Source organism: Sphingobacterium sp. HSC-15S19 (genome assembly GCF_050433745.1).
Classification (GTDB): Bacteria; Bacteroidota; Bacteroidia; order Sphingobacteriales; family Sphingobacteriaceae; genus Sphingobacterium; species Sphingobacterium siyangense.
Window position 1 is genome coordinate 220,248 of the sequence record NZ_JBNPWQ010000004.1, and the last position, 13,631, is coordinate 233,878.

General features: G+C 42.1%; 8 protein-coding genes. 7 read left to right on the top strand and 1 reads right to left on the bottom strand.

The genetic code is table 11. The features are described 5' to 3' along the window. Positions 1 to 116: 116 nt before the first annotated feature. Entirely contained in the window at positions 117 to 2,285 is a 2,169-nt protein-coding gene (locus tag L1283_RS05180; protein WP_429625935.1) for a TonB-dependent receptor, read from the bottom strand. Positions 2,286 to 2,511: 226 nt separating this feature from the next. On the opposite strand from L1283_RS05180, the gene L1283_RS05185 reads away from it, so the two are divergent. From L1283_RS05185 to L1283_RS05215, 7 genes are all read left to right on the top strand, one after another. Further along, positions 2,512 to 4,989 carry a tetratricopeptide repeat protein gene (locus L1283_RS05185; RefSeq protein WP_429625936.1) on the top strand — a complete coding sequence of 826 codons (2,478 nt, stop codon included), beginning with the start codon at positions 2,512 to 2,514 and terminating at the stop codon, positions 4,987 to 4,989. Positions 4,990 to 4,996: 7 nt separating this feature from the next. Then, the gene (locus tag L1283_RS05190) at positions 4,997 to 6,784 is read left to right on the top strand and encodes an HSP90 family protein (RefSeq protein ID WP_429625937.1); all 1,788 of its coding nucleotides are present in this window, start codon (positions 4,997 to 4,999) and stop codon (positions 6,782 to 6,784) included. 99 nt (positions 6,785 to 6,883) lie between these two features. Next, complete coding sequence (locus L1283_RS05195) at positions 6,884 to 7,945, top strand: hypothetical protein (RefSeq protein WP_286766815.1); 1,062 nt, start codon at positions 6,884 to 6,886, stop codon at positions 7,943 to 7,945. A gap of 113 nt (positions 7,946 to 8,058) precedes the next feature. Further along, complete coding sequence (locus L1283_RS05200; RefSeq protein ID WP_286727815.1) at positions 8,059 to 8,532, top strand: LIC11966 family surface protein; 474 nt, start codon at positions 8,059 to 8,061, stop codon at positions 8,530 to 8,532. Between the two features lie 304 nt (positions 8,533 to 8,836). Further along, complete coding sequence (locus L1283_RS05205) at positions 8,837 to 9,571, top strand: hypothetical protein (protein ID WP_429625938.1); 735 nt, start codon at positions 8,837 to 8,839, stop codon at positions 9,569 to 9,571. Positions 9,572 to 9,609: 38 nt separating this feature from the next. Beyond that, positions 9,610 to 11,187: a signal peptidase I gene (gene lepB, locus L1283_RS05210; protein ID WP_145330922.1), complete on the top strand. Its 1,578-nt coding sequence runs from the start codon at positions 9,610 to 9,612 to the stop codon at positions 11,185 to 11,187. Between the two features lie 451 nt (positions 11,188 to 11,638). Further along, complete coding sequence (locus tag L1283_RS05215) at positions 11,639 to 13,357, top strand: TonB-dependent receptor plug domain-containing protein (RefSeq protein WP_429625939.1); 1,719 nt, start codon at positions 11,639 to 11,641, stop codon at positions 13,355 to 13,357. Positions 13,358 to 13,631: the final 274 nt, after the last annotated feature.

Sequence of the window (13,631 nt, forward strand, 5' to 3'; positions counted from 1 at the left end):
CGGTTTGCTGTGCTCATCGCATACTGCTCAACGGGTGGTTATTGGAAGCAAAAGCTTATTTAAAGCTGTAATCTTTAATTGAATCTTATTTTATTCTTCATTCGTTGTAATTCATGTTATGATCGGGATAGTTTTCCAAAAGGAACTCCAATGGATAGCATAAAATTCCTTCCCTGTTCAGGCAAAGAGATCAGCCTATAAAAGCTGGTATGATCCATATATTTCTTGTCAAAGAGATTTTGAACCTGTAAGCGTAATTGAAGGACAGATCCCGAAAACTGAAGTTGTGTTCCTGCCCGGAAGTTGAAGACTTGATAATCTGCTGTGGACTCTTCTGGTGGAACAACATGATATTGCGCTGCTGTCCATTTGCAATCGACGGAAAGGTAGGTCTCTTTAAAATGTTTGCCATTTTTTGCTGTCCAGCTGATGTCCATCAAAGCTGAAGGTGCCGGAGAGAAAGGAAGTGTATATCCTTTCTTTGCACCCGATAGTTGTTCCGATCGAACATATTCACCCAATAATTCTACTTTCCATTGTTTCAGAGGCTGATAGCTGAGCTTCAATTCTGCTCCATAACGGCGAACACGACTTTCCATATATTCAAAGATTTGATTGCCGGCACCATAATATTGATCGTAGCTCGACGTAGGATTGAGATAGATATAATTGGAAAAGTAATTAAAGAATGGTGTAAAGGCAGCAAAGACTTTTCTAGGACTCCAGGTCAATGATAAATCCAGTTGATAGGATTGTTCGGGCGACAGGGATTGATTACCTTTTTCATAACTGAAGTAGTGATAGTTGACACCATTAGCACCGAGCTCCTGTGCAATAGGAGCCCTGAAACTCTTTCCTACATTGATTTTTGTTTTTAGATCTCCGAATTGATGTGCCGCTCCTATAGACCAAACCAGGCTATTGAAACGGCGACTGAGCGCCGAAGCCCGGACTATTCTGCCCGACTGATTATCTTCCAGCTGTGATTCGAACCAATCCTGATAAGGTGAGGTTTGAATATGGCTGTAATCGTAACGCAATGCCCCATATAGCATGGTTTCGTCCGCGAGCTTGTATTGATCGTAAACGAATAGGCCCATTGCCTTTTGGCGAAAAGTTGGGATGAGAAAGCTCCAACCATTGATACGGTTATCCTGATACTCTCCATTTGCGCCAATGGTAAGTCGATGTGTGGCCAACTCAAATTGATCTTTTACAGTGATACTATAGACCTGTTTGTCATATAACCTTTCCAAATTGATGGGGATAGTCATATCTTTTGGATAAACAGGTGGCATATAACCATGCGCGGTGTAATTGTTGTATTCTTGCCGGTAGTTTTTCTGATAACCCAGGTCTATCCAAAGCTTATGCTTATCCAGATCGATAAAGTTGCGGTTAATAAGCTTCAGGTGATTGACCGTCTGGCTAGGGAAACCAATGTCACGACTGGATCTATCATAGAATGCCGTGTCTACGCCCCGTGGTTCCAAGCCATGCGCATTGGCAAAGAAGCCAAACTTTGTATGATAATTACTCAGGTAGAAAATCGAAGAAAAACGATCCGATAGATATCCACCACGTAGTTGAAAATGTGTTTCTCGTCCTGCTGTGTTGCGAACATGCCGATCTTTCAGGCGTACCGCATAATTGTAGACATAGACAGTATCTATGGGTACTCGGTAATCGCCATATTGAAGGTGCGTGAATCCGCCTCCAAATACCCAATTCCCCTTTCTACCCTGTGCTTGTAGCGATCCGCCAAAAGTCGCGTTGTTTGACTTTGTCAATAGGTTAAACTGCCCTTTAAAACCTGTCTTCTGTAGTTCCGGTGGCGGTGCTAACCGAACCACACCCCCAATAGCATCTGAGCCATAGAGAAATGAGCTGGCCCCCTTAAGTACCTCGGCACTTCCCACACTGAATTGATCGATTTCCAGCCCATGATCCAATCCCCACTGCTGACCTTCATGTTTAATGCCATTTTCTACCGTGGCTACACGATTAAATCCGAGCCCTCTAATCTGGGGTTTAGATTGATTGGCGCCTATGCCGATGGCACTGACACCGGGAAGCCGGCTTAATGTCTGCATTAAACTTCCCTCCTGGTATTTTTGGATAGAGTCGGCAGTCAATAGCTGAATCGATAATGCGCCCTCTGCTGCGCGGTGATAACGTCGCCCGCCTACTTTAACTTCTTCAAGCTCGATGCTCTTCTCCTGTCCATAACATGGGAAAAATAGCTGTTGTGCTGCGATAAGTGAAAAAATGATATACCTATTCATCTATGTGGATTCGATTCGTAAAGCGTAATTCGTGCAATACATATGGTATTCCAATTAATATATTGCAATTAAGTTGCAACAAATATAGGGAAAAAGATTTTAAAAGCAATATAGTTGCATTATATAAGCAGAATTGACTGTATGGTACAGTGGCAAAGTTTTTGTTGCTTTTTGGCGCCTGAAGAGTATAAAAAGCATGTTTTACAAGTAGTACATACGATGATATATGAAGTTAAGTGAAGAATATTCTATTAAAGTTGCCGCATTGCAATCGGCTGAACATCAATTGACAGTTGACCTTTCGAAACGCATTACGCCCGATATATGGCTTGATGTCCTGATTTATTTTGAGCACAACTTGCAGCAACCCAGTGCGGCTGCACTTTATGATGCATTATTTGAAAAAGGAACTGATTTTGCAGCAAACGTATATCTGAACGAAGAGGATTATTCCTTTTTTATTGATAAAATAAGGACAATATTGGAGCGCTATGCTGCAATCAATCCTCACGCATGGGTGGAGCTTGGCTTACAGCATATTTTATGCCGCCGACATGTGGTGGATAAAGAAAAAGCTTCCCTTTATTTGAAGAGGGGCATCGATGCTGGTGTTGAATGGGCAAGACCTCTTTATTTATACTACAATTATTTAGGCATGCTGGCTGCTATCGACCGCGATAGCGCCAAGGTCGAACTGGATGAGCTCGCGTTGGGCGGAGATCGCTGGGGAATAGCTTATGCTGCCCATATCGATGTCTGGACCGATAAATACGAAGAAGTCTTTGACCGTATACAGGTGCTCAAGCAGTCTCCGGAGCGGAAACTACTGCGTCATTATTATGAGGCGCTACAATTTTACTATGCGCGTAAAGAGGATAGGGGCAAACGCCTGGAAACCCTGGAAGAGGGTATTGCGATGGCTGAATCTCGTTACTGCAGATTTGTGCTGAATGAAATAAAACGTGCGGAGGCGACTTCCTTAATTGAACAGGAGCTTCTTATACCGGAATATCAAGAGCTGTTTGAATACGGAATGATGGATGCTGCGGTGCAAATAGCACTTATCAAACTTCAGGTATTAGGCAATGACCGTCTGGAAAAACAGGATTTCGAAGAACCGCTGTGGTATCTCCAGAAAGCATATGATTATAATAATAATTATGCGGGCTATCGTCTTGCTTGTCTCTATCTCTATCAGAACGCGCTGCAGGACATCGAAAAGGGATTATCTTTATTGCATCTGCTCGACGAGAAAGATAATTATGTGGAAGCGCAGGTTGAACTTGCTGAAATCCTCCTCGAAGGTCAGTTCCTCCCAAAGAATGAAACATCAGCATTCCAGCGCTTCAGCGCAATGGCGGAAAAAAATATTGCTTACGCGAAGTTGCGCCTAGGCAATATGCTCGAATCTGGTTACGAGGGTTTGGCTCCGGATTACAAAGCCGCCTTTGATTATTATCAGGATGCCGCAAAAGATAAACTGCCACAAGCTTTATATCAGGTTGGTAGGTACCTAAAATATGGTATCCATGGAGAGGAACCAGATTTGGCCGCTGCATTGCCTTACTTCGAGGAAGCGGCAGTATATAATAACGCTACTGCGGTGACTGAAATGGGTTTAGCTGCTGAATTAAAATCCGAACCGGATTATAAATTGGCCTTTGATTATTTCTCGCGTGCGGCAGATATTGGCTATCCCTATGCCTATTATTTAAAAGGTATTTATTTGGAAAATGATTATCACCAGTCCGGAGCTCCCCAACCGAAAGCAGCTTTTACCGCCTTTGAAACCGGAGCCGGGATGCAGGAGCTAAATAGTATATATGAACTGGCGCGATGTTACCGGGGGGGCATAGGTACGGAGATAAATCTGGACCGGATGATTGCTTTATACCAACAGGCTGCTGAACGAAATCATGTACAGGCTTTGACAGATCTGGGTCTCTGTTATGAGTATGGTTATGGATTGAACCAAGATACATTTAAAGCACAGGAAAACATTAAGAAAGCTGCCGATCTGGGGTTTCCTTATGCAATTTACGTATTGGGACGATACTATTTGACCGGTTTGGTGCAACAGGATGTAGCACATGGTCTTCAGCTTTTGGAAGAGGCCGCACAAAAAAATGTAGCTGAGGCACTCTTGCTGCTTGGCGACTACTTTTTCTTCGACTATGATCAGCGGGAAGAATACGACAAAGGCTTTGATTACTACACGCGTGCCGAACAACTTGGCTATCTGACGGAGGGGATTGGCATGTGTTATGAATTTGGTATCGGCGTGGAAGCGCAGCCGACAAAAGCATTTGGATATTATACTCAAGCTGCGGAGCGAGGAAATCAGCAGGCGAGCTACCGATTGGCCCGTTGTTATTATTTTGGAATAGGTACCGAGATCGATAAAGCAGCCGCCTATGGGTATTTTATGGAAGTAGCGCAGCAAGGGAATGTGTATGCCACTTACTTTGTTGCGGTGCAACTGCTGGAAGGAGATGGCGTACCGATGGACCTTCAAGACGGTGTCGAATGGCTTATGAAGGCCGCCGAAGCCGATCATGCTGACGCACAATATAAACTGGCCAACTGTTATCTCATGGGGGATGGGGTAGAAGAAAATGAAGATCTTGCCCTGGAGTGGTTTGAACGGGCGGCAGCCAATGGACATGAAGATGCTATTCGATTGACAAAGAAAACGAGAAAGTAAGAAAAACATGCAAGAAGAAAAATCCTATTCCTTTCAGGTCAATCTGAAAGGAATGATCGCACTGCTCTCAGAACACCTGTATAGCGATCCCAATACATTTATTCGGGAACTGCTTCAAAACGGTGTGGATGCAATTACAGCATTGAAACACTTGGATGAACAACATCAAGGAAAAATAACGATTGAGCTGCCAAGCACTGAACAACCGAAGTTTCTGTTCAGCGATAATGGAATAGGCCTAAAGGAGGCCGATATTCATCAATTTTTGTCGGTTATCGGGGAGAGCTCAAAGAGTAAGGACATCAAGGATGCTCAGGACTTTATCGGTAAGTTTGGTATTGGACTGCTTTCTTGTTTTGTGGTCAGCGATGAGATTATTGTTGAAACAAAATCCGCTCTTGAACAACTGCCTCTACGTTGGACGGCTAGAGCTGAAGGGGACTATAAAATCGAGCGTCTGACAGAAGATATTCCTGTCGGAACACGGGTTATCCTAAGTCCTAAAAAGCAATTCAACTATATTTTTGAAGGGGATTATTTTGAGAAAAAAATCAAGTTTTATGGAGATGCGCTGCGAGAAACCATTTCTATAGTGGTAGGAGGTGCCGAAAAGATCATCCATAAAGAAGAACCCAAATGGCTGGCTCCATCGATTTCGAAGGCGGAATTGCTTGCTATAGGCAAAGAACTCTTTCATGTCAACTTTTTGGATGCAATTCCATTTGAAACGACGGCGGGTAAGGCAAAGGGTGTGTTGTATAGTTTACCTTTCCGTACCCAGTTTAGTAGTAAGCAGCGTCACCGAATTTACTTGAAACGCATGTTTCTTGCCGAAGAAGATCAGTCTATTTTGCCAAATTGGGCATTTTTTGTCCGGATGCTTGTCAATACAGAGGAACTTAGTGCTACTGCCTCACGGGAGTCTCTGATGAAAAATGATCTATTGCGGCAGGCGCGAAAAGAAATTGCAGCTGTGCTCAAAACGTACCTGCAACAAGTGAAGAAGATAGACTTCGATATTTATATACGTATTATCCAGACACATTATCTCCATTTAAAAGCTTTTGCGCTCGAAGATCCCGACTTCCTGGCTATTTTTTTAGCTGATATCCCGTTTGAAACCAATCGCGGACAGCGGAGTTTCCAAAATATCATCGATCAGCAACAGCAGCTCTATTACTGTGCTGATTTTGAGGATTTCAAACAGATTGACCGTATGGCCGATACACAGGGAATGATTCTTGTGAATGCTTCTTATACCTTTGATACGGAGTTGCTCCGCAAGATCAAACAACGATACCCCGACTATAAGATAACGGAGATGTCGCCAAATCAGCTCCTGGAAACATTTCAGCCGATTCATGAGGATGAGCAAAATCAATATGTTTCTTTTCAGAAAGAAGTGCAGCGCATTTTGGACGATTACCGCTGCATCTTGGAAATTAGACGGTTTAAACCGATTGATACACCGGCTATTTTTACAAAAATGGATCAAAATAGTGTAGAGAGTACGATTAGCCAATTAAAGGAAAATGCAAATCCTTTTGCGCAGGTGCTCAAGACATCCAGACCGAATAAGATCCAGAATACCTTATGTTTAAATGCGGATAATCAGCTGATCAGTACCCTAATGGATATTAAAGATGCTTACATGCTGCGTTCAGTCATTGAAGTACTTTACGTGCAGGCACTCATTTTGGGCAAGTACCCTGTCCAGGAACGGGAAATGAAGGTCATGAACGAAGCCCTAAAGAACCTCATTGTAATGGGGCTGGATAATTTTGTGAATCTTTAACGCGGTGGTGGGATTTCTACACTAGGTCAGAATTTCCCTTTACCTTTTAGACAGCTTATTTAAAAAGGAAATATTTCATTAAAAGAAGAGAATAAGAAGATGTATACACTTAAAATTCAGAAACTGCGTAATCAGGTTGCGCGCGTAGACAATACCTTGGAGAAGGTTAATCTATTGACACAGGCTATACGGATTGCAGATGAAAACCAAGATATTGAATGGGGATATGACCTTCGTTTAGATTTAATCAGTGAAGAGATAGACCTCGCTTTTTCAACCGAGTCGTTACCCGCATTTGCGTGGATATTACAAGCTTACGATGAAAATCCGGAACTCTTTAATGAAGAAGATTTCTTATGGCAATACAAATGGATGATGTCCGAATTATACGATAATCCTGCTGTCAGCCGTGAGCAGATTGAAGCAGCTTTGGGCGACTTTGAAAAACGCTTGATTCGTAACGGTTATGGAAAGCGTGCCATACACAATGAGGAGTTAAGTGATGCCCTTGCGCAAAAAGATATAGCCGCTGTCGAGCGCGCATTGAAGAACGTAAATGCTGTGCAGAGAGATGACATGAGCGACTGTGAAGCCTGTGAAATGGACGCCGAAGTATCAGCAACACTATTACAGTATGGATATGCTCCTGCAGCCGAGAAAGCCTTGCCCTTAATTGAAGGGCAGTTTACCTGTTCACATGTCCCTTTGCGTACGGCCGTGAACCTGGCTTATGAAGGTCTTAAGCAAGGTGATACCGAACAAGCGGATAAAATGGCGCTGCTGGCAGAAAAGGAGGTTTTTAAGAAAGAAAAGGATTCCGCAATTTTGATCTCGACGATTAAACTAGCAACCTATTTTTCCTATACCGATAGTGGTAAAGCCAAGGAATGGATCGAACGTTTTTTACCTTGGGCCGATGGTCCCGAAAATAGATCCATGTTTCAATTGGCCTGCTACATCGCTGAAGCCATGAAGAACTTCGGTCCCGACGAACCTTTTATACTTGAGCTCGGCAATCAGCATAATCTTTTTCAAGGGAAAAATACCTACACCGCAAGTGAACTGGCGACCCATTATGGGAAACTAGCGGATCAACTCGCCGACCGCTTTGACCAACGTAATGGCAATCACAACTTTCGCAATCAGTTAATGTCCCTTTAGCTTGGAATGGCAGCAGAAATCCCTGATTTCCGTGATGAAATTCAGTTGTGTTGAAGGCTATCTTTGTGTAAATGAGCATTAAATACTGAAATGTAACAACAAAATAGATCAATATGATTAAACAATTTATTACGGGCATGATGACCGCAGCGGTTCTGAGCCTGTCAAGTTGTAGTTCGGGAGAAAAAGATCCTGCAGCGTACAACAATTCAATTATTACCGTGATCAACAGTAGTGAAAAACATGTGACAGACATGAATGCCGCCATGAATGGCTCCGATTATTCTAAGGCTGAACAGGTGCGGGCAGATTGGGAGAAGTCTTTAAATGACGATATCAAAAAAGTAGAGGAACTTGGTGATTTCAAGGGTGATGCGACATTCCAAAAGGCGGTGCTCGATGGCCTGAACGGGTATAAAAAAATTGTTACGGAGGATTATCCAAAATTGATTGAGCTTCGAAAAAATAAGACACCCGATGCAGCTAAAGAATCCGCATTGCTTGATAATATTAATAAAGCATTTGAAAATATGAGTAATGGGGTCAATCAAGCATCCACAGCATTTGAAAGTAAATATAAAAGTTAATCTTTTTGCATAAACAATAAGCAATCAGTTAAGCCACATCAGCAAAAAATGATGTGGCTTTGTTTTTTGCAGTACAGCTGTTGTTGCTTGAGAAATACGGCTGTATTGACTGTATTATTAGGGATCGTTTTTAGGGATCTTAAAATCTTTGCACAGTATTGTAGGAATGCCCTAGCAAAACAAAATGCTAACAAACGTTAAAACTCCGAAGGCCGAACTTGAATTTCATATTTTTATGTAGCTTTACCTTACGTATAGTAGCGCATGCCATGGGATTTAAAAATAGTGCAAAACAAATGTTCAAATGAAAGCCATATCAATTTTAACTGCTGTGTTTTTTTCTTGCTTCGCCAGTATACTAATGACAGCTCGTGCACAGGAAGCCGCAAAAAAATTAGATTACTTGGTGCTTATGAACGCAGATACCCTTTACGGAAAAATCTCCTCCATCAAGGATCACAAACTCAAATTTGAAAATCAACAGAAAGAGAAGCTAACTTTTGCCCCCGGCCAGGTGTTTCGTGCTTACTGGGAATCTAAAAGAAAAGTTTATGCACCTTCTTATGTCGAAAATGGCTTGGAGCCCGTTCAGGGAACTTCTCCACAAGTATTTCAAATAGGTCGATATTATACGGAGGAGCCAACTTTTGCTGAAGTGTTGGTTGATGGAGAAATAATGGTTTATTATGTGTTTAATTTGAACCTTGGTGGTGGCGGAGGAATGATGTTTGGTACGGGTGGTGGTGGTACAATGTTGTCCATTGGAATCAGTAAGTCTAAATATGCTTATGCATTAAAAAAGTCAACCGGTGAAGTGATTGAAATAAGTAGTAATACGAACGAAATTTTTAGCAACAGCAAAAAAAAGCGGACAATTGCTTTAGGGCGTTTGATCAATGACGAACCGGAGCTATTTGCTGAGTTTGAAAATGAAAAAAAGTACGATTATGATCTTTTTATAAAATACGTTATGCGCTATAATGAGCTTCAACTTTCAAAAATCTCTTCCGAGGAGAGAAAGCAACTAATTATTTATTGAGATTTTTTATTCACTGATACTGCATTTAAAACAATTTTATGATACTTACCATCTTTATTGTATTGACTATAGTTGCAGCCTATGGCTTTTGGTTGCTATTTGAAAAGGCAGGACGCAAAGGTTGGGAAGGAGTTGTTCCTGTCTATAGTCAGTTTATCCAATCGCGGATACTCGGCAAGAAGACCTGGCAGCTTATCCTTTTGCTTGTTCCGATCGTCAATGTTTTTATCTTTTATAATCTCTACCTCGATTTTATTCATTGTTTTGGGAAAAGAAGGTTTTGGGAAAATTGCGCTGCGGTGCTGCTTCCATTTATCGTACTGCCACTTTGGGGTAGCGATAAAAACGTGCAATTTCTGAATGGGCTATATGCCAAAAATCTGAAAGCAGCGCATGCCGAAGGTCGCCTGGCGACAAAGGAATCTGAACTGGAAATTGCGCATCAATCGTATATAGACTATAAGAAGAAATATCCCTATAAAAAATCGATGGTACGAGAATGGGCGGATGCGATTGTTTTTGCGACTGTCGCTGCAACCTTGATTCGTGGTTTTTTATTGGAGGCATTTATGATTCCTTCGGGGTCTATGCAACAGTCTCTCCTCATTGGAGATTATCTTTTTGTCAGTAAACTAAATTACGGGCCCCGTATTCCAAATACACCTATAGCGTTTCCTTTTGCACATCATACGATGCCATTAGTAGGAGGAAAAGCATTCTCCGAACTCATTAAAATTCCTTACAAACGATTGCCCGGATTTCAAGAAATAAAACGGAATGATGTGATCGTTTTTAATGCACCTGCCGGTGATACCGTTGCTGTCGAAAATCAAGACTCGCCCTATTATGACTTGGTGCGTAGCATGGGACGTGAAGCAGTACATCAACAATTTACAATTCAAACCCGTCCAGTGGATAAACGCGAACATTTAATTAAACGCTGTGTGGGAATGCCTGGGGATAAAATCAGCATGACAGAAGGAGTATTGTTTGTGAACGACCAACCAGGTTTTGTAGCCCCGGAAAGCCAGATGGATTATACCGTGATCACAGATGAGGCAGGTCTGGACGAACAGCGCCTAAGAGATATGGGAATAGAAGTCTCTGCTATTCAGCCCGGAGTTTATGTAATCTTTTTAACGAAAGATCAGGCAGCCATGGTGAAATCCTGGTCCAATGTCAAATCCATGCAAATGAACTTGCGTAAACCTGGGGAAGCCGAAGCAAATACCTTTCCGAACGACCCACAATACAAATGGAATTATGATAATTTCGGCCCCTTTGTTATTCCTCGAAAGGGGATGACTATTCCACTGAATGCACAGACCTTGCCACTCTATGAGCGAGCCATACGAGTGTATGAAAATAACCTGTTGGAAAAGAAAACGGATGGGCTTTATATCAATGGAAATCGAACAGATTCCTACACCTTTAAAATGGATTATTATTGGATGATGGGAGATAATAGGCACAACTCGCTCGATGCTAGGGATTGGGGATTTGTTCCTGAGGATCATATTGTCGGAAAAGCATTATTTACCTGGATGAGCTGGAACGCAAATGGCAATGGGCTTTCCAAAATACGGTGGAATAGAATTTTTAAAGGTATCCATTAATAAAGAAAGAATACGGACAAAAAAGGGGAAATGATTACTATAATTATTTCCCCTTTTATTTTTTAGTCATTCTAGAAATGCAGTGAAAAGCCTATCCTTGCGCTGAAAGCATTGATGCCATCGGCATTGTCGTTGAAGCCATGATCATAATGTACTGCCGGCTCGCGAGCGCTAAAAATAATAAGACCAAATGGCGAACAAGAAAAATCAAAAAATATTGCTTGTTGATATACCGTATTAATAATCGCTATTTCCTTTCGATATAACCTGTGTAGATCAATCAGTTAAGGATGTAATTACTTGGGATTTAAGTGTATTATTATTTTTTATAAATACCTAATTTTCAGTTCTTTATACTTTATTTTAGTTGTTTTTTTGATTTGATCGAATTAATTTAGCTTCCATAAATAACCCAATTAACAATTATTTGAACGCTAAATTTCCATAAATTATGGCCAAACAATTAACGCTCCTGATTACAAGTGTACTTGCATGTACCTATATGGCAAATGCACAAAATCGGACAGTCAGTGGTACTGTAGTGGATAGCCAAGGGAAGCCAATTCCACAAGTATCTATCAAACTGAAAAATCGTTCTGGGGGAACGACAACGGATGACCAGGGGAGGTTCTCTATTGCGGTCTTTCCTAAGTCTACGCTTGTATTGTCAAGTGTGGGCTTTCTGAATAAGGAGCAGGACGTCGATGGACAGACAACGTTGAATATAACCATGGACTCGGGCAATACCGAATTGACCGAAGTTGTTGTCATCGGTTATGGAACCGCTTCCCGAAAGGATGTCACGGGCTCCATTGCAAGTGTAAAAGCTGAACAGCTTGAAAACGAGAACCCGCAGAGTGTTGCAGATCTGCTAAAAGGGAATATCGCAGGTCTTAGCGTCTCACAAAATACTTCTGCGAAGGGAGGCGGAGATCTATTGGTGCGTGGTAAAACCACGCTCAGTGCCTCGACTTCACCACTGATCGTATTGGATGGGATCATCTACAATGGGCAGCTTTCTGATATTAACCCTAATGACATACAAACCATAGATGTTCTGAAGGATGCGAGCTCATTGGCTGTTTATGGTGCTAAAGCTGCTACAGGGGTAGTTGCCATTACCACCAAAAAAGGAACAAGCGATAAACCCGTGTTGACGGCGAATACCAACTGGGGATTAGCGACACTAGCGCGTAATCAACGTGTTTACGATGGCCCTGGTTTTCTGAAATGGCGGGCAGATGTAGGAAGAGCTGGTGGTACAAGGCCATCCTATTTCTATGACGATCCGCGTAACCTCCCTTCCGACGTGACATTTGATCAATGGCTTTCTGGAGGCAATAAAGATTTGGATCCAGTAGATATCTGGTTGGATAGGCTTGGTCTAGTGGCGAATGAAAAAGCCAACTACATGGCGGGTAAGACCATAGATTGGTACGATGAGATCTTTAGAACAGGAATTCGTCAGGATCATACGGTAAGTATGAGCGGAAGAAAGGAAGATGTCAATTACTACATGTCGGTTGGGTATAACAAAAATCAAAATCTGATCGAAGGTGGTGAATTCAGTACATTTCGGGCACGATTGAATCTCGAGGGTAAGGTGACGAACTTTCTGCGTATGGGGGCCAATGTGCAATATGCTGATCGCGACGAGGGCGCAATTGAGGCCGACTGGGCACAGTTAACAAATCTATCGCCTTATGGTGATAAATACAATGCGGATGGTACATTAAGAAGGATTCCGACCGATGATAGCGGATTGAATGCCCGTAATCCTTTTCTAAATATGACCTACAATGACCGGATGAACAAGCAGAATACCCTTTTTGCAAGTCTCTTTGCAAAAGTGAACTTGCCTTTTGGTATTACTTATCAGTTCAACTTTAGTCCCGGAATTGAGGTAGGTCACGTACACCAGACACGTCCATTGTTTAATTTCCGTCAGCAGAATATGAATAAACCGAGAAGACAGCGTTCGGATTGGAGCTCCGATCGGATGATGGGAGAGCGTAATCCTGCCATTCATCAACTGAATTTTGTTAAAACAGCCTGCGAAGTGGCCAAATTGGATTTGACAGATTTATTTGATAAATACGGATTCTTTTTTGTTGGTACGTTGGAATACGACGATTATGTATACCTATACCATGACGCAGGAAATGGTTGATGCCCTTAGTATTTAGTTAGCTTTTGGTTAGGATTTATTTAGCTATAACCTAAGCTATACCTAAACAAACCCTAAGTAAAGTAGTAAAAGAGTGTGATCATTTAATGGGTAATCCGGAGCTGTGTATGCTCTCATTCTTTTGCTGTGCTGCGGTATTCTTCTGTTGTTCTCTGTTCGGGTATGTTTGCGTTTTCCGATCTCCCTTTGCTATGCTGCGTCGGTGGGGCGATAGATCCGGCAGGTGCAATTCGGGATGTTTTCGTTGCTCGATGCC

Coding starts and splice junctions, on each gene's coding strand:
- L1283_RS05185 (WP_429625936.1), top strand. CDS start 2,512: ATGAAGTTAAGTGAAGAATATTCTATTAAAGTTGCCGCATTGCAATCG.
- L1283_RS05200 (WP_286727815.1), top strand. CDS start 8,059: ATGATTAAACAATTTATTACGGGCATGATGACCGCAGCGGTTCTGAGC.
- L1283_RS05215 (WP_429625939.1), top strand. CDS start 11,639: ATGGCCAAACAATTAACGCTCCTGATTACAAGTGTACTTGCATGTACC.
- L1283_RS05195 (WP_286766815.1), top strand. CDS start 6,884: ATGTATACACTTAAAATTCAGAAACTGCGTAATCAGGTTGCGCGCGTA.
- L1283_RS05190 (WP_429625937.1), top strand. CDS start 4,997: ATGCAAGAAGAAAAATCCTATTCCTTTCAGGTCAATCTGAAAGGAATG.
- L1283_RS05205 (WP_429625938.1), top strand. CDS start 8,837: ATGAAAGCCATATCAATTTTAACTGCTGTGTTTTTTTCTTGCTTCGCC.
- L1283_RS05180 (WP_429625935.1), bottom strand. CDS start 2,285: ATGAATAGGTATATCATTTTTTCACTTATCGCAGCACAACAGCTATTT.
- lepB (WP_145330922.1), top strand. CDS start 9,610: ATGATACTTACCATCTTTATTGTATTGACTATAGTTGCAGCCTATGGC.